Raw genomic sequence first — 20,806 nt, 5'->3', positions numbered from 1 at the left:
CGATCAGCCGCCAATTCTCGAAAAGTCCGCAACAGTGCTCGTTGTGGCACGGATCCGCTGGAGCAGCGCCAAGCGGTTTGCCCGGATCACCGCGTCCTCATCATTCACCAGCACGGTGTCAAAAAAGGCATCGACCGGCTCGCGCAAACGACTAAGCGCCGCCATGGCGGCGGAAAAGTCCTGCCTCTCAACGGCTTGCGCTGCTTCCTTCTCAGCCTGATTCACCGCCGCAAAGAGGCTGCGTTCCTGCTCGGCAGCGAAGCGGGCGGGCTCAACAGCCTCGGCGACCGTTGTCCCCTTCTTTTCCTCGGCAGCTAGAATGTTGGCGGCGCGCTTGGTGCCAGCTAGGAGGTTCTTGCCATCGTCCGTTTCCAGGAACGAACCCAAAGCTTCCACGCGTCGCACGATCAGAAGGAGGTCGTCATTCGCCGTATCCGTGGCTAGCACGGCATCGATGAGGTCGTGCCGGGCACCGCGATCGCGGAGGTAGACCTTGAGGCGGTCGTGGAAGAAGGACAGGAGGTCGGCGTTCACATGGGACGCTAGCGGCATCTGAATCCCGTTTTCCACCAGGATGCGGATCACGCCCAGGGCAGCACGGCGTAGCGCGTAGGGGTCCTTGGAGCCCGTGGGCTTCTCGTCGATGGCCCAGAAACCCACCAGCGTGTCGAACTTGTCGGCCAGGGCAACGGTCACCGAAACCGGATCCGTCGGCACGCGATCGGAAGGTCCTTGCGGCTTGTAGTGTTCCTCCAAGGCTGCGGCGACCGAGGGGTGCTCGCCCTGCAGGAGGGCGTATTTGCGCCCGATGACGCCCTGCAGCTCCGGGAACTCGCCAACCACCTCCGTGGGCAGATCAGCCTTGGCCAGCACTGCCGCGCGCCTGGCCAATTGCGGATCGGCCCCGACCACCGGCGCCAGGTCCTCCGCCAGCTTGGCGATGCGCTGAACGCGCTCACCCTGCGTGCCAAGCTTGGCATGGAAGGTGACGCCGAGCCGGTGGAGCCGGGCCATGCGCTGGTCGAGCGGCTTGGAAAGATCGAGGCCGAACGTTTCGCCCGCCTCCGTCAGCCCCGCGCGGTCCGGCAGATCGGCCTGATCGGTGTTCCAGAAGTAAAGCGCATCCGACAAGCGAGCTCGCACCACCTTGCCATTGCCATGCACGATCTCGGCACCGCCGTCGCTCGCCTCGATGTTGGCAGTCAGGATGAAGCGGTTGGATACGCCACCATCAGGGTTTCCGCCGGCGGGCCGCGTGACAAAGCACTTCTGGTTGGCACGGATGGTGAGCTGGATCACCTCTGCGGGGATCTGGAGATATTCTTCCTCAAAGCTCCCCATCAGAACCACCGGCCATTCCACGAGGCCGGACACTTCTTCAAGCAGCGCGTCGTCTTCCACCAGTTCCAGTCCGTTGGCGAACGCGATGTTCTTGGCATCGTCGCGGATGATCGCCTTGCGCCGCTCGGCATCCAGCACAACCCTGGCGGCTTCGAGCTTTGCGACATAATCGTCGAAGCGCTTCACCGTGATCGCATCCGGCGCATGGAAGCGGTGGCCGTAGGTCACGTTGCCGGAACGGATGCCATCCACTTCGATGTCGATCACCTCCGGCTCGCCGCCGGTTTCAGGGCCGAAGGTGCACAGGATCGATTGCAGCGGCCGAACCCAGCGCAAGGAACCCGGCTGCGCCGACGCCCTGCCCCAGCGCATCGACTTCGGCCAGGGAAAGGCGCGTATCACGGCAGGCACAAGCTCAGCCACGATCTCTTCGGCGCTGCGGCCCGGCTTCACGAGGTGGGCAACGTAGAACTCGCCCTTCTTTGGATCCGCATGCCTGTGGGCTTGGGCGATGTCGCTCAGGCCGGCCTTGCGCAGGAAGCCCTGTATTGCGGCCTCCGGAGCGGACACGCTTGGCCCCTTGATCTCCTCGCGCACATCCTTCGACCGCGCGTTGAGCCCGCGGATGTCCAGCGTCAGCCTGCGGGGCGTCCAGTACTCCTGCGCCCCTTCATAAGTGAGCCCGGCTTCCACCAGCCCGTCCGTGATCATCTTGCGAAGATCGCCGGCCGCCTTGCGTTGCATGCGGGCAGGGATTTCTTCGGAGCGCAGTTCGAGAAGGAGGTCAGGCATGGTGCAGTCGCTATGGGCTTGAAGTCGCTGCGCTGCCTGTAAAGCAATTGGAGCGAAGATGCGAAGCCGTTTTGTGTCTGGCCGGCGGTTGAACCGTGGTCGGTAGCCGAGAACCGGGGAACGGCAGTGGCTTACCAGCCGCCGCCACCGCCGCCGCCGCCGCCGCCGCCGGAAAAGCCGCCGCCGCCCGAAAAGCCGGAAGACGAGCTTTTCGCAACCGGCAAGGAGGCCGTGAAGCTGTTTGACAAAGATCCGGCGAGGCTGCCGAGGTCGGACCCCATTCCGCTCGGGCTAAAGGGTCGGTCGCCATGGTACCAGCCGGGCCCGGCGTAGGCGGTGGCTGTTCCCGCGGCCACCGCGGCAGCCAGCCAGCCGTCGAAGGCACGCGACCAGGGTTTCTCCACGCCCAACGCGACAGCATAGGGCAGCAGCGTTTCGAAGTGGCGCGGCGACATCGCCGGCGCGCCTTGCATGTTCATGCGCTCGGCTTCGGCCAGGGTGAGATATTGCTTCAACCCCGCGATCTCGGCGGATCGCTTTTGTCCGAGCGGCGTCGGCGCCCCCATCAGGTAAAAAAACGTGACGTTTGCGATCGCCAAACCGCCAACAACAGCAAGGACCTGCGGGTTGAAGTTCAGTTCTGTCAGGAGCGCGGTCACACCGCCGATGGCACTCAGCGACATGAAGCCCACAAAGCCAGCAAGAAGAATTGCGCTGATCCGCTCCCGAAGCGTTCGCGCCCGGAGGAGCTTGCGGCCGATGTTCACGGCAAAGATGGCAATCACGATGCCCGGCAGGACGGCACCCACGGCGCCTGCAAGCGCTTCTTCCGAAAAGCCGGACAAGCCAAGCGTGAAGACGACCACCAGCAGCGACAAGCAGGCACCGCCAAGCAGGTACAAGGGATTGTGCTTGTAGAAGCGATGCCGGTGTTCCCGTTCCAGGGCGGAGCGGAACAGCTTTCCGGCCGCCTGAACGGACACGCCATTGGCCTTGTCGACGCGCAGAGTGTCTCCGTCGTTGGGGAAGAACGACAGGATGGCCCGGCTGCCGACGCCGAGATCTCGCGGAACACCATCGCCGACCCGACGGATGGTGACGGTGTCGTCCAGTTCCTCCAGAACGACGTGGCCCTTCACGGCAAGATCCAGCACGGCGGCAGCGAAGGCATCCCAGCCCTGTCCTTTGAACCCGCGCTGGTCGATGTAGTTGGCGAGCGCGGGCGTCACACCCTTCGGCGCATCCCAACGTGGCACCACCACGTCTCCAGGAGGATCGCGCCCGACCCGGTTCCAGGCCCACAGGTAGAACGCCAGCACCGTCGCCAGGCCAACGGCGCCGACGATCCAGCCAAGATTGTCTCGGCGCCAATCTGCGCGCTCGTCTTCCGCGCTTGGCGGAGCAACCACGCCCTTCGGAAACGCAACGGCAATCGTGAGGCCTTCCCGCACGCCAAGCGGCTGCGTGGTGCGGGCAACGACGATGCGGCCGTCCTGCAGGATCTGGGCCCGTGCGGCCTTTCCGGTAGATCCGTAGGCACCCGTGAAGAAGGTGACATCGCTGGCTTTTCCGCCGGGGGGCAGCCGGATTTCCGCTTCGGCGCGCAGGATCGGGAAATCCCAGGCGTTGCCCGTGACGTTCCAGTAGAGCTCGTCATGATCGGCGAAATAGCGGATCTGGCGCCTGGTTTCATAGGTAATGGTGTAGCGGTGGATGCCTCGCGGCAGACGGACATCCGGGTTGCCGATGCGGATGCGTTGCACGCCTGAGCCGCGCGTCACCTCATAAGGCTCGGCAGCGCCATTGCGGGTGACGGAACGAACGTCCAGTTCCACTTCGCGCGTCTTCCCGGACGCATCCTCATAGCGCAGCGGAATGTCGCGGAAGATACCCCGCGAGATTGCCCTGCCCTCGACGTTCACCTCGATCTGCTCCGTTACCAGCAGTGTCGCATCAGCATCCAGGTCAATCCGCACGTCAAAGGAGCGGATCTCTTCCGCTGCCCGTGCGCCCACGATGCCGAAAGCAAGCAACAAGCACAGGAGAAGAAAGCGTTTCACGGCGAAAAACAGCCTGCGGCGCTTAGCTGAAGGCAACCTTGGGAACGGCGCGATCAGCGGGATTCTCGATCTCGAAGTAATCCGCCTTCTTGAAGCCGAAGGAGTTTGCAACAAGGTTCGACGGAAAGCTCTCGACCTTGATGTTCAGGTCGCGCGCCGCGCCGTTGTAATACCGCCGCGACATCTGGATTTCACCTTCGGTGGTTTCCAAGGTGGTTTGCAGCTGAAGAAAGTTCTGGTTTGCCTTGAGGTCCGGATAGGCTTCGGCCACCGCAAAAAGCCGGCCGAGTGACTGGCTCAGCATGCCTTCGGCTTGCGCACGCGCGGCGACATCGCCGCTCGGCACGCTTTGGGCGCGAGCCCGCATGGCCGTGACTTCTTCCAGCGCTTGCCGCTCATGTGCGGCGTAGCCCTTCACGGTTTCGATCAGGTTGGGAATGAGGTCGGCGCGCCGCTTGAGCTGCACATCGATGCCGGACCAGGCTTCCTGCACGAGTTGCCTGGCGCGCACGAGGCCATTGTAGATCACGACCACATAGACTGCGATCAATGCGATCACGACAAGAACGATTGTGCCGACCCCGAAGTCCATTCCTGTTCCCCTTCAGAAAGGCCAAGCGGCCAGCCGCGCCATCATGCATCCCTGCGGTGCGGCGGCAAGACCGATCCCCGCGCCGCGAGCGCCTTTTGTCAGGCTGCGGCGCTGCGCGCCACGTAACCGCCCGCGTCCGTCAGCAGAAACGCTTCGCCGCAGGCCTTGGCAAGGTTGCGCACCCGCAGAATGTAGTTCTGCCGCTCCGTGACCGAGATCACGCCGCGGGCATCGAGCAGGTTGAACACGTGGCTCGCCTTGATTGCCTGATCATAGGCGGGAAAGATCACCCGCTGCACGCCGCCATTCTGCGGTGCACCGGCGACAAGCAGCGCCTGGCATTCCTTTTCCGCATCCACGAAGTGCTGCAACAGCATCGCCGTATCAGCATGCTCGAAGTTGTAGCGGGAATATTCCTGCTCGGCCTGAAGGAACACGTCACCGTAGGTGACCTTTTCGTCACCGTCGCGGCCGTTGAAGTTGAGGTCGTAGACGTTATCAACGCCCTGCACATACATCGCGAGGCGTTCGAGGCCGTAGGTCAGCTCGCCGGCGACCGGCGCGCATTCGATGCCGCACACCTGCTGGAAATACGTGAACTGCGACACTTCCATGCCGTCGCACCAACACTCCCAGCCAAGCCCCCAGGCGCCCAGCGTCGGGCTTTCCCAGTCATCCTCGACGAAGCGGATGTCGTGCAAAAGCGGATCGATCCCGATCGCCTTCAAGGAACCGAGGTAAAGCTCCTGCAGGTTCGACGGGTTGGGCTTCAGGATAACCTGGTACTGGTAATAATGCTGGAGACGGTTTGGGTTTTCGCCATAGCGCCCATCCTTCGGGCGGCGCGACGGTTGCACGTAAGCGGCATTCCAAGGCTTCGGTCCTAGCGCCCGCAAGGTGGTGGCGGGGTGGAACGTGCCCGCTCCCACTTCCATGTCGTAGGGCTGCAGCACCACGCAACCATAGTCGGCCCAATAGGCGTGAAGCGTTAGAATCAGACCCTGAAACGAGCGCTTCGGGTCATTGTGGAAGTGAGTCGTCGCTGTCACGGAAGCCTCGACAGAACTGGAGAATGCGAGGCGCCCTCCTAGGACGGGGTGGAAAGAGCGTCAAGGCGAGCCGGCGCGGTCGCGAGGCGATAACCCGATCGGATGCGCGTTGGGGCTGCAATGGGCGTGATCGTTGAGTGTTTCGATCACCCGGCAGTCTTCCACGCTGCCATGTCCGCACTGCTGCACCATTCGCTGCAGCTCTTTTTCCAGCATCTGCAACTGGGCAATCCGCCGGGTCACGTCGGACAGATGGCGGCTGGCAATCGCGTCGATCTCCTCGCACGGTCGATAGCGATCGGCAGACAGATCAAGAAGCTCGCGGATCGCGTTAACTTCAAAGCCGAGTTCACGCGCGTGGCGGATGAAGTTCAGCCTCGAAACGGCATCGGCGTCATACCGCCGCTGCTTTCCTTCTGAACGGGGGGGCGCCGGCATCAGTCCGACATCCTCGTAATAACGCACGGTTGGCACCTTCACCTTCGTGCGGCGGGACAGTTCACCAATGGAAAGATCGCGCATTTTCTGCTTGCACCTATAGTCACTAGAGATTGTAGTGATGTCGCCTGGCTGTTTAAAGGAGTGAAGCCATGGCTGACGCCTGCTGCTCAGCGGAAGCGACGCACGACCCTCACCATCATCATGATCACGACCGACGCGCGCACTCAGGTGGGCCTGATGCGGCCCCAAGCTGCTGCGCCCCGGGCGTCCCGGTGTTTGACGGCATGGACCGGCGCTACAAGCAGATACTTTGGCTCGTGATCGCCATCAACGGCGGCATGTTCGCGCTGGAAACGGTTGCGGGCCAGCTTGCCGGCTCAAAGGCACTGCAAGCGGACGCGCTCGATTTCCTGGCCGATACGATCACCTACGGCTTGAGCCTTGCCGTGATCGGGGCAAGCCTGCGGGTGCGCGCCACGGCAGCACTCGCGAAGGGCGCGTCGCTGTTCCTGATGGCGCTTTGGGTGTTCGGCTCGACGCTATACCAGACCCTGGTGCTTGGCGTTCCGCAGGCCGAGATCATGGGTTTGATCGGCTTTCTGGCGCTGGCTGCCAATCTCGCCTCGGTGGTGCTGCTGCGATCCTACAAGGATGGCGACGCCAATGTCCGTTCCGTCTGGCTTTGCTCGCGCAATGATGCCATCGGCAACGTAATCGTCATGGCGGCAGCCGCCGGCGTTTGGGCCACCGCAACGGCTTGGCCCGACCTGATCGTCGCCGCGATCATGGCCGGCATCTTCCTTACGTCCTCGGTGCAGATCCTCCGGCAAGCGCTCGGCGAGTACCGCGACGGCGGAAATCAGCTGTCGCATACCTGAGAAGGCCGGGGATAAGGGTCGCCTTCTGCGGCGACCCAGCACCCATCAGCCCGGGTTGCTGGCCGCCGGCGCAGGTTTCGCTGGCTCGGCATCGGCAGCGGCCGGCGCCGGAATGTCCGGAAGACCCTTGGCAAGCTTTTCGCGGATCTTCGGCAGATCGGCCTCGGTCGGCTCGCGGTCGATCGCGTGGCTCCACTGGAAGGTGGCTTCCAGCTTGCGCCCGACCCGCCAATACGCGTCACCAAGGTGGTCGTTCAGAACCGGATCGTCCGGCTTCAGCGAAACAGCGCGCTCGAGTTCCGTGACCGCATCCTCGTAACGGCCAAGGCGGTAATAAGCCCAGCCAAGGGAATCGACGATGTAGCCGTCGGAAGGACGCAGTTCCACCGCTCGCTTGATCATCTCGAGGCCTTCCTCGAGGTTCATGTTCATGTCGACCCAGGAATAGCCGAGATAGTTCAGGACCTGCGGCTGGTCTGGAAACAGTTCCAGTGCCTTGCGGAAATTCGGTTCGGCCTTGTCCCACTGCTTCAGCCGCTCGTAGGCGATGCCGCGCTGGTAGAAGATGTTCCAGTTGGAGCGATCAGGTGCCGGCAGGGCAGCGACAGCCTCGTCATACACCTCGGCGGCGGCGCGGTAGTTTTCCTGGCCGGAATAAACGCCGCCCAGCGCCAGATAGGCGCGGGTGTCGGTTTTATCCTGTTCCAGGGCGATGCGCAGATGTTTGATCGCCTCGTCGTGCCGCTTCAGGTCAGCAAGGTTCAGCCCGATCTGCAGTTCGGCTGCACGTTTCAGGGGCGAGCGGTCGGGAATCTTCGTGTAGAGCGCGATCGCTTCTTCCGGCAATTGCTGCTGCTCAGCGATGCTGGCGAGCTGCAGAAGGATCATGTCGCTGTCAGGGTGCAACGCCCGCGCCAGTTGCAGGTAAAGGCGGACAAACGACTCGCCGCCGCTTTGATTGAGAGCCGCCGCCACGTTGAGCAAGGCTTCGGCTCCGCCTTCGGCCGGAGATTTCACCATCGGCTGGATGGTTTCACCGGCGCGGATACGATCGCGCAGCTTGACGATCGGAATGCGACCGCCAATGAAATCGTCCGCGCTGTCCAAGACACGGATCGCGGCATCCTTTTCGCCCTGACGGGCGAGGAAGCCGGCATAGGCTTCGGCCGCGCGCAAATAGGTATCCGGCGCAGCACCGCCTGCATCCTGATTGGCGAGCGTCGCTTCATAGGTCCTGCGCGCTTCGTCGTTGAGCTCCGCTGCCTCTGCAATCAGGGCGCGATGATAGCTGACGAAAAGCGAAAACCAGGGTGGGCCGTCCAGCCGATCCAAGGAATCGAGCGCGCTTTGCGGTGCATCGAGGCCTAGCTTGCTCCATCCGGAAAGCAGGCCTGCCACGAGACGATCCAGATCGGAATCGATGCTTCCGGAAAAGAGCTTGTCAGCTTCGGCGTAGCGCCGGTCGCGCAGGGCGTCGATGCCGAGCGTCATGCTGGCCACGCGCGAAACGCCGCGCACCAGCTTCAACTTTTCGGCATGCCGCAGCGACTGGTTGAAATCGCCCTGTGCGAGCAAGCCCAGGAACAGGCTGCGCTCCACATCCTGGTTATCCGGTTCAAGCGCCAGAGCACGCTTGTAGTAGTCCGTTGCAGCGTCGAAGTTCTTGTCGGTTTCGGCCGTTCGGGCGGCTAAAAGTGCGCCGGAAAAGGTCGAGATCTGCGACGGATCGAACTGCGGCGCGGCGGCGTTTTCTTTTGCGGCTGCCGGCATCGCCGCAGTGGAAAGGGCTGCCAGAAGCGCGAGTGTGCTCAAGCCGCGTTGGCGAAACTGCCGCATGGGATCCTTTCCGGGCGCCAGGCCCGCTTCGCTTTGGTCAAGGCATCGATATCGAAGCCGAAGCAGTTACGCGCAAGCATGGCCTTTTTGCGGTGCAGCTTCAACGGCTGCCGCTGCGTCAAACCACGCGGCTGATGCAGAAGTCGATCACGTCCAGGAGAGCAGCCTTCTGTCGCGATGACGGCAAGGGCGCCAGCGCGTCGCGAGCGATGCCGCCGAAATGACGGGCGCGACCGATCGTGTCGGCGATGGCGCCGTGCTTCTTCATAATGCCAAACGCCTTTTCGAGCGCCGCATCACTGGCTTCGCCGGTTTCGATCGCTTCGCGCCAGAACGCCCGCTCCTCTTCCGTGCCGCGCCGATAACTCAGGATCACCGGCAGCGTGACCTTGCCTTCGCGGAAATCGTCGCCGACATTCTTGCCGAGGTCCTTGCTGGATCCGCCGTAATCGAGCGCGTCGTCCACCAACTGGAACGCCAGTCCGAGATTGGTTCCGTAGGAGCGCAGGGCGGCGCGATCCGAGCGCGACGCATTGGCGATCACCGGGCCGACTTCCGCCGCAGCCGAAAACAACGCAGCCGTTTTCGCCTTGATGACCTCCAGATATTCGTCCTCGGTGGTTTCCAGGTTCTTGGATACCGAAAGCTGCAGCACCTCGCCTTCGGCAATCACGGCTGCGGCGTTGGACAGGATGTCGAGCGCTTCCAGAGAACCCACTTCCACCATCACGCGGAAAGCCTGGCCAAGCAGATAATCGCCAACGAGGACGCTCGCCTGGTTGCCCCAGATCATGCGCGCAGTCTTCTTGCCGCGCCGCATGCCGCTTTCATCCACCACGTCGTCGTGGAGCAGCGTTGCCGTGTGCATGAACTCGACGCTCATGGCGAGCTTGACGTGCCCGTCGCCGGCATAATTGAACATCTTGGCGGCCGCCAAAGTCAGCATCGGACGCAGCCGCTTGCCGCCGGACGAGATCAGGTGATTGGCAACTTCCGGGATCATGGCAACGTCCGATCCCGCCTTCGATAGGATCAGTTCGTTGACGGCCGCCATGTCCTGCGCCGTCAGCGCAACGAGCTCGGCGATCGAGGCTTGCGGCTTCTTGCCGTCTTCCAGGTTCACGACAACACCCACGGCAGAACTCCCGGACGCGACTTCCATTCGACGGCCGGTTCTATTTTGCCCCCTTCTGCGCGGCAAGGGGCGAATTGGCGCGTGCTGCGCCTTGTTTACTTCGCAAGGCTTTCCTGCCAGCTAGGCTGCATGATCGAATTGATGCGAACCAACGATGCAGTGCTGATTTCCTTTGTGGAAGCGCTGATGCGCGACGCGGGGATCGCCTGCTTTGTCGCCGACCAGAACATGAGCATCATGGAAGGCTCCTTGGGCATTCTTGCTCGTCGCATCCTTGTTGACGCGGATGCCGTCGACAGGGCTCGCGCGCTCCTGGCGGATGCCGGCATTGCCGGCGAAATCAAGCGCGATTGAACCAACCGTGTTGCCGCAGGAGGAATGGCCGCCGCACACGATCGATGCCTTCCATCGCGGGGCCTTTCATCTGGCGCAGCCGAAGGACGCCGGCCATCGGGCGGGCACGGATGCACTGATGCTGGCTGCAGCGGTGCCGTCGGGTTTCGGCGGCACCGTCGCCGACCTTGGTTCGGGCGCCGGAGCGGCGGGGCTGGCTGTTCTTGCCCGCTGCCCAGGCGCCAGCGCACTTTTTGTTGAGCGCTCAGCCGAGATGGTGGCTTGGGCGACGCGTACGCTCGCGCTGGACGCCAATGCGGCGTTTCGAACGCGCGTGCGCCTCGTGGAAGGGGACGTTACCCACACCGGAGGCGCCCGGCGGCTGATCGGGCTCGACGACAACAGCGTGGATTTTGCGATCCTCAACCCCCCATTCAACGCTGCGTTGGATCGCTCGTCTCCTGACCCGATGCGGCAGGAAGCGCATGTGCTGACCCCTGATCTGTTTGCGCAATGGCTGCGGACGGCTGCCGCAATCGTGAGACCGAAGGGTGGCCTCGCCTTGATCGCGCGACCGCAATCGCTGCCCGAAATCCTCGCCGCCCTCGCCGGCCGCTTCGGCGGCGCGCAGATCGTGCCTGTGCTTCCCCGACCCGACCTTCCCGCCACCCGCATCATCCTGCGCGCGGTGCTGGGCTCGCGAGCCACACTGTCGCTCTACCCTCCCCTTGTTGTTCACGGCGAGAGCGGCAACGGGTTTTCGCCGCGCGCCGACGCGATCAACAACGGTCGCACGAGCTTGTTCGGCGATTAGCGCCGCCATTGCACCGCGACCCTCGCCACCTACATGGGATGCACCAATCAAACGGAGATTTCGCCCCGTGAACCGCTTCCTTCGCCGCTTGTTGCCCCGGTCCATGCGCAAGGAGGAGGTCGTTATTCCGGTTGTGCGGCTCAACGGAATGATCATGGCGGGCGGATCGCCGCTGCGCCCGTCGCTCAACCTCGCGTCCTGCGCCGGACTGCTCGACAAGGCGTTCTCGTTCAAGGCGGCACCGGCCGTTGCGATCTCGGTCAACTCGCCGGGCGGATCGCCCGTCCAGTCTCGGCTGATCTATCAGCGCATTCGGGACCTCGCGGCGGAAAAGAAGAAGACGGTTCTGGTGTTCGTGGAAGATGTGGCTGCTTCAGGCGGCTACATGATTGCGATCGCCGGCGACGAGATCATCGCAGACCCGTCGTCGATCGTCGGCTCCATCGGCGTGGTTTCCGCGTCCTTCGGGTTTCAGGACCTGATCGCCAAGCTCGGCATCGAACGGCGCGTTCATACGGCCGGTGAAAATAAGGCGGTTCTGGACCCGTTCAAACCGGAAAAGCCGGAAGACGTGGAACGGCTAAAGGCGCTGCAGCTGGAAGTGCATCAAACCTTTATCGATCTGGTCAAAACACGGCGCGGCGCCAAGCTTGCCGAAGACCCAGAGCTATTTACGGGGGTGTTCTGGGCCGGCAAGCGCGGTTACGCCCTTGGGCTTGTGGATGCACTGGGTGACCTGCGCGGCACCTTGAAGGCGCGCTACGGCGAAAATATCCGCTTGCGAGTGATCACTCCACCGAAGGGCCTGCTCGGCCGCCGCTTCGGCTTCCTCGGTGCAGGGGCGGGCTTCAACGCTCCCGATGTCGCGGGCGCCGCAGCCAGCGGGCTGATCAGCGCGCTTGATGAAGAAGCCGCTTGGTCGCGCTATCGCCTTTGATCTGACATGGTTTCCCTTGTAGGTTCGGGATCTTCTTCACAGCCATCGGGAGCGCGTGAGCCATGCCGCCATTGATCTTCTTGGCCGTTGTCGGGGCGATTGGCTATGCCGGTTACAAGAAGCTCACAAAGGAGGCCGAGCGGATCGTCGCGCGATCTCGACGCGAGGAAAAGGAAGCGCGTTCGGGCAGCCAGGGAACGCTGGTGCAGGATCCGAAAACCGGCGTTTACACGATCGCCAAGGATTGATGACCGTCGATGCTCTTGTCCGGGCCTTTGCTCCCGCGAAGGTCAATATTGCCCTGCATGTGATTGGACGCCGGCCGGACGGTTACCACCTTCTGGACAGCCTCGTCGCTTTTGCCGATTTTGGCGACCACCTGGAAATTAGCCCTGCAAAGGACGATCGCTTCAGCGTCTCAGGCCCGTTTGCTTCTGGCGTGCCGACTGACGGGGGAAACCTCGTTTTGAAGGCACGCGACCTGTTGCGTGACGCGCTTGGCGGTTCATCCTGTCCGGTTCATATCCACCTTGAGAAGCGTTTGCCGGTGGCGTCGGGCATCGGCGGAGGCTCGAGCGACGCCGCGGCCGCGTTGCGGGCTCTGACGGCGATGTGGCATCTTTCATATACGCCCCAGCAGCTTGCCGAACTCGCCTTGGCCCTCGGCGCCGATGTGCCGATGTGCCTCGTAGCCAAAGCCGCCCATGTCAGCGGGATCGGTGAAGACGTCCGTCCTGTTCGGGACCTGCCGACCATCCCCGCCGTTCTCGTAAACCCCGGCGTTGCGGTTTCAACGCCCGCTGTGTTTGCCCGGCTGCAACAGCGAACCAACCCGCCGCTGCCACCCTTTCCCGAAACGGACGACTGGCCAGCTTGGCTTCACCAAACGCGCAACGACCTGCAAGCGCCGGCCATCGAAGCAGCGCCGATGATTGGCTCTGTTCTCGAAGCGCTGCGCGACAGCGGTGCCGATTTCCAGCGCATGTCCGGGTCGGGCGCCACCTGTTTCGGTCTTTTTTCCACGGCGGCGGCGGCGAACAAAGCAGCGGCCCTGCTCGTTGAGGAAAACCGCGGCTGGTTCGTTCAGCCTGTTCTTCTGTCCTGATCGGAGCCCTTGCCGATGTACCGCCTTGATGAAAGCCGCCCCTTTATTCCCGTCGGCATCGCCGTCCTGACGGTGTCCGATACCCGGCGTCTCGAAGACGACAGATCGGGCACGATCCTGGCAGAGCGGATCGAAGAAGCCGGCCATCGCCTTGCAGGGCGCGCCATTGTTCGGGACGAGGTCGAAGCGATCCGAACCCAGGTTCTCGCCTGGACAAAAGATGAAAACCTGGACGTGGTGATCACCACCGGCGGCACCGGCTTCACCGGGCGCGACGTCACCGTGGAAGCGCTGCAGCCGCTTTTCACCAAGGTGATGGACGGTTTTTCTGCGATCTTCCACCGCGTGTCCTTCGACAAGATCGGAGTCTCCACGATCCAGTCGCGCGCCACGGGCGGGCTGATCGGCACGACCTTCGTTTTCGTGCTGCCCGGCTCACCCGGCGCCTGCAAGGATGGCTGGGACGAGATCATCCGCGCACAACTCGATTACCGCCATATGCCGTGCAACTTCGTGGAAATCATGCCGCGGCTGGACGAGCACCTGAAGCGGCGCAAGGGCTGACCCGCAGCCCGTCAGGGTGCAGGAATGATCTCTGCGGGCAGCCGGCAGACACCTCGCGGCAGGCTGAGCGCTCCTTGAGGGTCCAGCACCGCCGCCATTTGACGGTGCCGCAGGAGCAGGCCAGCCCGTAGGGGTCCCTCTGCAGAGATCCAGTCGAGCCACCTGTCGCGGCGTGCCCCCCCGCGCCTGAACCTTGCGGGGCGATCATCCCCTGCCATGTGATCGCGCACCGCATCCGTCCACCCCGCCATCAGGCGTGATCCTGGCTCCAGCACGAGGAGCCATTCCCCGCGCGCCCTTGCCAGCCCTTGCGGCAAGCCAGCTCCCGCCAGGAAAACGCAGCCGGCGTGATCGGCGACCTTTTCCGTGCCATCAAGCGAGCCGTCGTCGCAGACCATGACCTCCCGGATCATTCCTTCCACTGCCCCTGAAACAAGGCTCGCAAGCGTTCTTGCCAGCGCCTCCTCACTGTTCCGGGTCGGTATCAGAACTGTCAGCATGTACCCTGCTTAACCCAACAGGGAAGCCCGCGCCACATCACCCGGGGAACGAATTTGTTCTTGCTTCGTTCCTGTTCTGCCGTTAGGACTATTTTCATCAACGGCGTTCGATTCGCGCGCTCAAGGCGAAGCTCGGGAGCACATTATGCAAGGCATGGAACAGATTTCCCGCGCGGATCGCGCGGCATTTACGACAGGTGGGGCTGCTCTCGCCAACGCGCTGGTTGACGACAGCGGCATGCGGATCGCACCCGATCGCCGTCGAGGCCGGTCGGCTGGCATCAACCCGTCCGGGCGCTTCGAACCCACCAGCCGGCACGTATTCGACGATGGCTGGAACACGTTGGAAGAGCTGCCGCCGTTCAAAACGGAAGTGCAGGTTGAAAAGCCACGCACCATCATCACGCGCAACGATTCGCCGGACATTTCCTTCGATCGCTCGGTGAACCCTTATCGGGGTTGCGAGCACGGTTGTGTTTACTGCTTTGCGCGCCCGACCCACAGCTACATGGGGTTGTCGGCAGGCCTGGATTTCGAGTCCAAGCTCTTCGCCAAGCCGGATGCGGCGAGGCTTCTCGAAAAGGAGCTGGCAAAACCGGGCTACCAGCCGCGCACGATTGCCATCGGCACCAACACCGACCCTTACCAGCCGATCGAGAAAACTCATCGCATCATGCGCGAGATCCTTGAGGTTCTGGATGCCCACAATCATCCGGTCGGGATCGTCACGAAATCCGCGCTGGTGATGCGCGACATCGACGTCCTCGGGCGAATGGCCGAGCGGGGCCTTGCCAAGGTTGCGCTGTCGGTCACCACGCTGGATCGCAAGCTTGCACGCACGATGGAACCGCGGGCGGCGACGCCCACGCGTCGCCTTGAAGCGCTGCGTGCAATGAATGGGGCCGGAATACCGGTTTCCGTCATGGTGGCGCCGATCATTCCCGGGCTCAATGATCCGGAAATCGAGCGCATCCTCGACGCGGCTGCAGCCGCGGGCGCGAAAGAGGCCGGCTACGTCATGCTGCGGCTTCCGCTCGAAGTGGCGCCGATCTTCAAGGACTGGCTGCTGACGCATTATCCCGACCGCTACCGCCATGTGCTTTCGCTGGTGCGCTCCATGCGAGACGGCAAGGACTACGATGCGGAGTGGGGCAAGCGCATGAAGGGCAGCGGTCCTTATGCCTGGCAGATCGGCCGCCGCTTCGAACTCGCGGCCAAGCGACTTGGCTTGAATGCCGCGCGGCGATCGCTGCGCACGGACCTCTTCGAAGCGCCGGAACCCGCCGGCAAGCAGCTGCAATTGTTCTGACGCTCCGAGCGGCTCAAACAGCCGCACTCGCTCAAGCGAACGCCGGTTCTCCGGCAAAGACTCCCTTCCCGGCTCGCCCCAATCGCCGGGAAGGACTTGCGGAGAATCAGGTCCGATGCGAGCTTCGCCGCACGATGGCTCCCCGGAACCCTGATTCTCCGCCCTTGTTCGAGATTGTCTCGACGCCGGATTTCGCGCGCGAAAAGCGGGCGATTAAGGCCGACCAATGGCCGGTCGCCGGCGCAGACGAAGCCGGACGTGGTCCCCTTGCGGGTCCCGTTGTCGCGGCGGCGGTGATCCTCGATCCGAAACGGATTCCCAAGGGATTGGACGATTCGAAGCGGCTCACTTCCGACCAGCGCGAGGCGCTTTTCATCAAGATCTTGAAGACGTCGCTTGCCGTTGGGGTGACGTCGATCTGCGCGGAAAGCGTGGACGAAATCAACATCCTACAGGCGAGCCTGACCGCCATGAAGCGCGCCGTGGATGGTCTCGTTCTGCAGCCCAAGCTCGTGCTGGTGGACGGGCGCGACGTGCCGGCCGGCCTGCCCTGTTCCTGCGAGGCGCTGATCAAGGGCGACCAGCGTTCGCAATCGATCGCCGCAGCTTCCATTGTGGCCAAGGTCATGCGCGACCGAATGATGACGCGCTGCAGCGCCCAACACGACCGCTACGGTTTCGACAGCCATATGGGTTACGCGACCGTACGCCACCGGGATGCGATCGGCGCGCACGGCCCAGTGGCTCGCCTCCACCGCATGAGCTTTGCGCCGCTGAAGCCAGACGCCGGCCATCGAGTGCAAGGTGATCTTGTGGATGCGATTGCCATGGAAGGCGACGCTCCCGTTCGGCTTATTGGCTGATCCACCGAATTCCCGGGCACCCTCCCCGCACCGATATTGTCCCGTCAACGACCAGCAAAGAAAAGCCGTCGGATCGCTCCGACGGCTCCATTTTCCACTCCGGCGATGAAGCTCAATTGAGCTTGGTGCGAACTTCCGCCAGCGACGACTGGAACGCGTTGGGCGCCGTTGCACCCTGCTCGGCGAGAACCCGCCGCGCCGCTTCCACGGCAATGTCAACCGCGCTGGAGCGTACGGCATTCACGGCCTCACGCTCGGCCTGAGCGATCTTCTGCTCGGCCATGGTGGTGCGACGCGCGACGTATTCGTCTGCCTTGGTCTTTGCGTCCTGACGCAGCATCGTCGCTTCGCGTTCAGCGGCAGCCAGAATGTCGCCTGCTTCCTTCTCCGCTTCCGCGCGCTTGCGCTGGTATTCGGCCAGAAGCTGCTGGGCTTCCTCACGCAGGCGCCGTGCTTCATCCAATTCGCCGCGAATGCGATCGGCGCGATCATCAAGCGACTTCGTGACCATGCCCGGCACCTTCAGGTACGCGATCAGGGCGAGGAACAAGACGAGGGCGACGGTGGCCCAGAATGTTGCGTCAAAAGCCATCTGGGTTAGCTCCGTTGCGCTGCAACAGCAGAAGCGATCGCCGAGCGATCCGGCGTGCCGCCGAGCGCTTCAACAATCGCTGTTGCGGTTTCTTCAGCGATGCCGCCGACTTCAGCCATGGCCGCATTGCGAATGGAGGCAATCCGCGCTTCCGCCTCTGCAAGGCGCGTATCAAGCCCCGCTTCGGTTTCGCGCCGGTTGGCTTCGGCTTCCGCCTTGGCCCGGTCTCGCGCTTCCTGGCCGATGACGTTTGCCTTTGCACGGGCATCCGCCAGTTCCTGCTCATAGGCCGCCACGGCTGCGTCGGCCTCTTCCTTCATGCGCGATGCGGTATCGAGATCCTGCGCGATGCGATCACGCCGAACCTCCAGCATGTGGCCGAGCCGCGGCAGGACCACCTTCTGCAGGAACAGGTAAAACAGGCCGAACGTGATCGCCAGCCAAAGAATCTGTGAGGGGAAAAGGGAGGTCTCGAACGGCGGAAAGACGCCGGTGTGCTCGGCTTCCACGTGCTCCGTTGTGCCTTCCGTAATCGGTGGCGTGTGCGTCAACGGCACGGCATCCGTTGGTGCTTGTTCTTGCGCGAAAGCGGGCGCGACGAACATCGGCTTCCCCTGTCAATTGAAACCCGACCGCGTTCATCGCGGTCGGGAAAACATCTCATGCTCATGCTTGCGCCGACAGTCGCTGATCTTACGTGAAGAGCAGCAGCAGAGCGATGAGGAGCGAGAAAATGCCCAGAGCTTCCGTCACCGCAAAGCCGAACACGAGGCGGCCGAACTGAGCGTCCGCAGCCGACGGGTTGCGCAGCGCGCCCGAAAGATAGCTGCCGAAGATGTTGCCCAGGCCGAGCGCGGTGCCCGCCATGCCGAAGCAGGCAAGTCCTGCACCGATTGCCTTTGCTGCTTCCACTTCCATTGTAGGCTCCTTTTGAGGGGTCTGTGTTCAAGGATATCTTTGGCGGAGGTCCGCCGGTGAAGGGTAAGGACGATCAGTGACCGCCCGGATGAACGGCGTCGTTCAGGTACATGCAGGTGAGAACGGCGAAAACATAAGCCTGCAGGAACGCGACGAGGAACTCGAGGGCCGTCAGCGCCACCGTCATCAGGAGCGGCAGGATCGCGCCGCCGATGCCGACCGCACCCAGCGCGCCAAGCGACGTCACGAAGCCGGCGAAAACCTTCAGCGTGATGTGGCCGGCCAGCATGTTGGCAAACAAGCGGACGGACAGGCTGATCGGGCGCGACAGGAACGAGATGATCTCGATCAGCGCGACGATAGGAACGATGGCTGCGGGCACACCGCTCGGCACGAAGATCTTGAAGAAACCCGTGCCGTGCTTGACCAGACCGTAGATCACCACGGTCAGGATCACGAACAGCGCCAGCATGAAGGTGACGATGATGTGGCTGGTGACGGTGAAGAAGTAAGGGAACATGCCGAGCAGGTTCGCGGTCAACACGAACATGAACAGCGAAAACACCATCGGGAAGAACTTCATGCCGCCTGTGCCGGCGGAGTCTCGCAGCATGCCTGCGATAAACTCGTAGGACATTTCCGAGATGGACTGCATGCGGCCGGGAATCAGGCCACGGCTTGAGGTCGTCAGGAAAAGAAACGCGCCGGCGGTGGCGACCGTCAGCACCATGAACAGGGACGAATTGGTGAACGAAAAGTCCATGCCGCCGATTTCAATCGGCACCAGGCGGGAGATCTGAAACTGGTGGATCGGATCGTTTGCCACCGGCTACCCCTTGCTCTTCCTCGGGCTATCAAAGCCCAAAACAGTTGCGGCTCGAAGGCCAATTCGTTGCTCGCGACGATTGTCGCACTCAGTCGCGATCTTGCTTGCCCTGCTCGTCCCTGGAGGCGCGAAGCCCCGCATCGGCGATCATGCCTGCAGATCGCAGAACGTTCAGAACACCCGCGCCAAATCCCAGGAGCAAGAAGATGATCAAGCCCCATGGCGACGTTCCAGCCACGCGATCGATAATCCAGCCCAGCCCGGTTCCCACGACGATCCCCGCGATGAACTCGCTGGAAAGTCGCATGGCCTGACCATACCCGGTCGCTTCGCGCGATCTGGCGTCGCCACCCCCGATCCCCGCTTCGGCGCGCCTTTGCGCCAATCTGGCGCCCAGGTCGCGTCGGCGTCCATCGAGACTGTCGTCGCGTGCTGCATCAGCGCCAGCCCGATTGTCCCGGCTCTGGGAAGCGTTGTCCGGCCCGTTTGTCTTGGCCATCGCACCCTCCCGCTGAGCCCGGCTCCCGGGTGGAGCTTTCGCTTCAAAGTTGGGCGCAACATATTCAGGTCACAATCGGGCGTCAACCCGCGATCGGCACCCTTTCACTGGGTAAATCATCTCGGAAAAACAGGCGCTTAGATCGCTGCGACAATGCGCGCTGCGTCAGCGGCGCGCCGCCAGGCGCGAATCCCGCCGATGCACCACTCAGCTCCAGCCACCGCCATGCGTGCGGTAGAAGATGTGCAACCCGATCTTCTTCATCTTTTCCATCGTGTGCGACCAACGGGGATTCACGTAAGTCGCATGGTAGTGGGTGGAAGAGCCCACCTCTGGAATGAAGATCTGACCGGCGGTGACAGCACGCCCGATTTCCTGGGCGATCCGGTAGTGAGCAGGGCTGCGGATGACATCCGGGATCCCGTCACAAGCGAAGGAAAACTGGCAGCGGTTGCGCCAATGGTCGTTCTGATAGACCACGCCACAGATGGTGTTCGGGTAAGTCGGGTTGCGCACACGGTTCAAGATCACCTGCGCAACGGCAGCCTGACCTTTTTCCTTTTCACCCCGCGCTTCGAAATAGATGCCGTAAGCAAGGCACTTTTGTTCGGCCGCCGTGAACACTGTTGCTGGCAGTGGCTGGCTCATCCATCCATGATCGCCTTCTGCAACCGGCGGGATGAAGCGCCCGTTGTCGGGATCTGATCCCCGCAGAAGGACCGCAAAGGGCGACGTTTTCGCGTAATCGTCTTCCACCGGCGCATAGGCATTCGCAAGAATGTCCGCCTTCTCGTTGGTCACCAGGGCGGCGATGGCGGTCGGCAGCTTCAGGTCCTGCTTCTTGGGGGTGGAATGAAACGCAGCGGCAATCTCGATTTCCTTACCGCCGAGCTTCGGCTTGGCGAACGCCATCTCCTGCCCGTCGCCCAGCGTTTGCCGCAAGATCATGCTGGTCCGCTCAAATACGGAGCCAGCGGTAAAGGCCTTTGGTGGTGCCACGGGCGCAATGCGAACGATGCGGCCCTTTTTCTCCGACCGGGTGACCCGCTCTTCATCGGGCTGGTCAGATTTGGCGGCCTTGCCCTGCAAGGTCACCGTTCCGAGACCAGCCGCTTTCAGCCCTGCTCCTCCAAGACTCGCCGTCGATACACTGGTGGAGGCATCATGGAATTTCAGTTCTGCCTGGTGTACGGATCCGGCGGCAGCCTTTTCCAAATAGGCGTTCCAGCGGGTGCTGACCGCTTCCACCCCGGAAACGAGACTGGTTGTGTCCTGCATCGCCACCACCGTCGGGAAGCTCATCCAGATCCCAAGGCCGAGCACCAGGGGCGACACAAGGGACCGCAGGCGGTCCGACGCAGCAACACGCCGCGGCAAAACTCGATTCAACACCGACCCACTCTCCAGAACGCAACCGACCCG

The 20,806-nt window shown here is 62.8% G+C and carries 23 protein-coding genes; 9 read left to right on the top strand and 14 right to left on the bottom strand.

The features are described 5' to 3' along the window. Positions 1-3 precede the first annotated feature (3 nt). The 5 genes from glyS to J5Y06_RS08875 all read right to left on the bottom strand — a co-directional run bounded on the left by glyS (position 4) and on the right by J5Y06_RS08875 (position 6,356). Positions 4-2,133 carry a glycine--tRNA ligase subunit beta gene (gene glyS / locus J5Y06_RS08895; protein ID WP_209334781.1) on the bottom strand — a complete coding sequence of 710 codons (2,130 nt, stop codon included), beginning with the start codon at positions 2,131-2,133 and terminating at the stop codon, positions 4-6. A 131-nt stretch (positions 2,134-2,264) separates the two neighbouring features. Continuing rightward, complete coding sequence (locus J5Y06_RS08890; RefSeq protein ID WP_342453397.1) at positions 2,265-4,193, bottom strand: DUF2207 domain-containing protein; 1,929 nt, start codon at positions 4,191-4,193, stop codon at positions 2,265-2,267. A 22-nt stretch (positions 4,194-4,215) separates the two neighbouring features. After that, positions 4,216-4,785 (bottom strand): LemA family protein, encoded by a 570-nt coding sequence (locus tag J5Y06_RS08885; RefSeq protein ID WP_209334780.1) that lies wholly within the window; start codon positions 4,783-4,785, stop codon positions 4,216-4,218. Between the two features lie 98 nt (positions 4,786-4,883). Then, positions 4,884-5,834, bottom strand: a complete 951-nt coding sequence (locus J5Y06_RS08880; protein ID WP_209334779.1) for a glycine--tRNA ligase subunit alpha — start codon at positions 5,832-5,834, stop codon at positions 4,884-4,886. A 60-nt stretch (positions 5,835-5,894) separates the two neighbouring features. Beyond that, on the bottom strand, positions 5,895-6,356 hold the full coding sequence (locus J5Y06_RS08875) for a MerR family transcriptional regulator (protein WP_209334778.1): 462 nt from the start codon (positions 6,354-6,356) through the stop codon (positions 5,895-5,897). 68 nt (positions 6,357-6,424) lie between these two features. Between J5Y06_RS08875 and J5Y06_RS08870 the strand changes: the two genes are divergently transcribed. After that, the gene (locus tag J5Y06_RS08870; RefSeq protein WP_209334777.1) at positions 6,425-7,153 is read left to right on the top strand and encodes a cation efflux transmembrane domain-containing protein; all 729 of its coding nucleotides are present in this window, start codon (positions 6,425-6,427) and stop codon (positions 7,151-7,153) included. Between the two features lie 45 nt (positions 7,154-7,198). On the opposite strand, the gene J5Y06_RS08865 is transcribed toward J5Y06_RS08870, so the two are convergent. Beyond that, positions 7,199-8,989: a tetratricopeptide repeat protein gene (locus tag J5Y06_RS08865; protein WP_209334776.1), complete on the bottom strand. Its 1,791-nt coding sequence runs from the start codon at positions 8,987-8,989 to the stop codon at positions 7,199-7,201. Positions 8,990-9,107: 118 nt separating this feature from the next. Further along, positions 9,108-10,124 (bottom strand): polyprenyl synthetase family protein, encoded by a 1,017-nt coding sequence (locus J5Y06_RS08860; RefSeq protein WP_209334775.1) that lies wholly within the window; start codon positions 10,122-10,124, stop codon positions 9,108-9,110. Between the two features lie 129 nt (positions 10,125-10,253). Here J5Y06_RS08860 and J5Y06_RS08855 point away from each other — a divergent pair, with 129 nt between their 5' ends. From J5Y06_RS08855 to moaB, 6 genes are all read left to right on the top strand, one after another. After that, a complete protein-coding gene (locus J5Y06_RS08855) occupies positions 10,254-10,478 on the top strand; it encodes a putative signal transducing protein (RefSeq protein WP_209334774.1) in 225 nt (74 codons plus the stop codon). Between the two features lie 7 nt (positions 10,479-10,485). Then, positions 10,486-11,271: a tRNA1(Val) (adenine(37)-N6)-methyltransferase gene (locus tag J5Y06_RS08850; RefSeq protein WP_342453408.1), complete on the top strand. Its 786-nt coding sequence runs from the start codon at positions 10,486-10,488 to the stop codon at positions 11,269-11,271. Between the two features lie 67 nt (positions 11,272-11,338). After that, a complete protein-coding gene (locus tag J5Y06_RS08845) occupies positions 11,339-12,208 on the top strand; it encodes a S49 family peptidase (protein WP_209334772.1) in 870 nt (289 codons plus the stop codon). A 62-nt stretch (positions 12,209-12,270) separates the two neighbouring features. Then, the gene (locus J5Y06_RS08840) at positions 12,271-12,456 is read left to right on the top strand and encodes a hypothetical protein (RefSeq protein ID WP_209334771.1); all 186 of its coding nucleotides are present in this window, start codon (positions 12,271-12,273) and stop codon (positions 12,454-12,456) included. After that, positions 12,456-13,313 (top strand): 4-(cytidine 5'-diphospho)-2-C-methyl-D-erythritol kinase, encoded by an 858-nt coding sequence (locus J5Y06_RS08835; protein WP_209334770.1) that lies wholly within the window; start codon positions 12,456-12,458, stop codon positions 13,311-13,313. The genes J5Y06_RS08840 and J5Y06_RS08835 overlap by 1 nt, the downstream gene beginning before the upstream one ends. A gap of 15 nt (positions 13,314-13,328) precedes the next feature. Continuing rightward, positions 13,329-13,877, top strand: coding sequence for a molybdenum cofactor biosynthesis protein B (moaB, locus tag J5Y06_RS08830; RefSeq protein WP_209334769.1), 549 nt, complete (start codon positions 13,329-13,331; stop codon positions 13,875-13,877). A gap of 11 nt (positions 13,878-13,888) precedes the next feature. On the opposite strand, the gene J5Y06_RS08825 is transcribed toward moaB, so the two are convergent. Then, positions 13,889-14,377 carry a glycosyltransferase gene (locus tag J5Y06_RS08825; protein ID WP_209334768.1) on the bottom strand — a complete coding sequence of 163 codons (489 nt, stop codon included), beginning with the start codon at positions 14,375-14,377 and terminating at the stop codon, positions 13,889-13,891. 154 nt (positions 14,378-14,531) lie between these two features. Between J5Y06_RS08825 and J5Y06_RS08820 the strand changes: the two genes are divergently transcribed. Beyond that, positions 14,532-15,686: a PA0069 family radical SAM protein gene (locus tag J5Y06_RS08820; protein ID WP_209334767.1), complete on the top strand. Its 1,155-nt coding sequence runs from the start codon at positions 14,532-14,534 to the stop codon at positions 15,684-15,686. Positions 15,687-15,820: 134 nt separating this feature from the next. Continuing rightward, positions 15,821-16,549 (top strand): ribonuclease HII, encoded by a 729-nt coding sequence (locus tag J5Y06_RS08815; RefSeq protein ID WP_209334766.1) that lies wholly within the window; start codon positions 15,821-15,823, stop codon positions 16,547-16,549. A 112-nt stretch (positions 16,550-16,661) separates the two neighbouring features. Here the strand turns inward: J5Y06_RS08815 and J5Y06_RS08810 are convergent, their stop codons facing one another. From J5Y06_RS08810 to J5Y06_RS08785, 6 genes are all read right to left on the bottom strand, one after another. Beyond that, positions 16,662-17,141 (bottom strand): F0F1 ATP synthase subunit B, encoded by a 480-nt coding sequence (locus J5Y06_RS08810; RefSeq protein WP_209334765.1) that lies wholly within the window; start codon positions 17,139-17,141, stop codon positions 16,662-16,664. Between the two features lie 5 nt (positions 17,142-17,146). Further along, positions 17,147-17,746 carry a F0F1 ATP synthase subunit B gene (locus J5Y06_RS08805; protein WP_209334764.1) on the bottom strand — a complete coding sequence of 200 codons (600 nt, stop codon included), beginning with the start codon at positions 17,744-17,746 and terminating at the stop codon, positions 17,147-17,149. 88 nt (positions 17,747-17,834) lie between these two features. Beyond that, the gene (locus J5Y06_RS08800) at positions 17,835-18,059 is read right to left on the bottom strand and encodes a F0F1 ATP synthase subunit C (protein WP_209334763.1); all 225 of its coding nucleotides are present in this window, start codon (positions 18,057-18,059) and stop codon (positions 17,835-17,837) included. Between the two features lie 73 nt (positions 18,060-18,132). Then, positions 18,133-18,885: a F0F1 ATP synthase subunit A gene (locus tag J5Y06_RS08795; protein ID WP_209334762.1), complete on the bottom strand. Its 753-nt coding sequence runs from the start codon at positions 18,883-18,885 to the stop codon at positions 18,133-18,135. An 88-nt stretch (positions 18,886-18,973) separates the two neighbouring features. Further along, entirely contained in the window at positions 18,974-19,384 is a 411-nt protein-coding gene (locus tag J5Y06_RS08790) for an AtpZ/AtpI family protein (protein WP_209334761.1), read from the bottom strand. A gap of 207 nt (positions 19,385-19,591) precedes the next feature. Next, positions 19,592-20,776: a cell wall hydrolase gene (locus J5Y06_RS08785; RefSeq protein WP_209334760.1), complete on the bottom strand. Its 1,185-nt coding sequence runs from the start codon at positions 20,774-20,776 to the stop codon at positions 19,592-19,594. Between the last annotated feature and the right edge of the window lie 30 nt (positions 20,777-20,806).

It is taken from the genome of Tianweitania sediminis, from assembly GCF_017813335.1.
Lineage (GTDB): Bacteria > Pseudomonadota > Alphaproteobacteria > Rhizobiales > Rhizobiaceae > Tianweitania > Tianweitania sediminis.
This window is presented reverse-complemented; position numbering and strand designations above follow the sequence as displayed.

Bases quoted from the DNA above. Each gene is read 5' to 3' on its own strand.
- glyS (WP_209334781.1), bottom strand. From the start codon at position 2,133: ATGCCTGACCTCCTTCTCGAACTGCGCTCCGAAGAAATCCCTGCCCGC.
- J5Y06_RS08885 (WP_209334780.1), bottom strand. From the start codon at position 4,785: ATGGACTTCGGGGTCGGCACAATCGTTCTTGTCGTGATCGCATTGATC.
- J5Y06_RS08875 (WP_209334778.1), bottom strand. From the start codon at position 6,356: ATGCGCGATCTTTCCATTGGTGAACTGTCCCGCCGCACGAAGGTGAAG.
- J5Y06_RS08870 (WP_209334777.1), top strand. From the start codon at position 6,425: ATGGCTGACGCCTGCTGCTCAGCGGAAGCGACGCACGACCCTCACCAT.
- J5Y06_RS08865 (WP_209334776.1), bottom strand. From the start codon at position 8,989: ATGCGGCAGTTTCGCCAACGCGGCTTGAGCACACTCGCGCTTCTGGCA.
- J5Y06_RS08855 (WP_209334774.1), top strand. From the start codon at position 10,254: ATGATCGAATTGATGCGAACCAACGATGCAGTGCTGATTTCCTTTGTG.
- J5Y06_RS08840 (WP_209334771.1), top strand. From the start codon at position 12,271: ATGCCGCCATTGATCTTCTTGGCCGTTGTCGGGGCGATTGGCTATGCC.
- J5Y06_RS08835 (WP_209334770.1), top strand. From the start codon at position 12,456: ATGACCGTCGATGCTCTTGTCCGGGCCTTTGCTCCCGCGAAGGTCAAT.
- moaB (WP_209334769.1), top strand. From the start codon at position 13,329: ATGTACCGCCTTGATGAAAGCCGCCCCTTTATTCCCGTCGGCATCGCC.
- J5Y06_RS08825 (WP_209334768.1), bottom strand. From the start codon at position 14,377: ATGCTGACAGTTCTGATACCGACCCGGAACAGTGAGGAGGCGCTGGCA.
- J5Y06_RS08820 (WP_209334767.1), top strand. From the start codon at position 14,532: ATGGAACAGATTTCCCGCGCGGATCGCGCGGCATTTACGACAGGTGGG.
- J5Y06_RS08815 (WP_209334766.1), top strand. From the start codon at position 15,821: ATGGCTCCCCGGAACCCTGATTCTCCGCCCTTGTTCGAGATTGTCTCG.
- J5Y06_RS08810 (WP_209334765.1), bottom strand. From the start codon at position 17,141: ATGGCTTTTGACGCAACATTCTGGGCCACCGTCGCCCTCGTCTTGTTC.
- J5Y06_RS08805 (WP_209334764.1), bottom strand. From the start codon at position 17,746: ATGTTCGTCGCGCCCGCTTTCGCGCAAGAACAAGCACCAACGGATGCC.
- J5Y06_RS08800 (WP_209334763.1), bottom strand. From the start codon at position 18,059: ATGGAAGTGGAAGCAGCAAAGGCAATCGGTGCAGGACTTGCCTGCTTC.
- J5Y06_RS08790 (WP_209334761.1), bottom strand. From the start codon at position 19,384: ATGGCCAAGACAAACGGGCCGGACAACGCTTCCCAGAGCCGGGACAAT.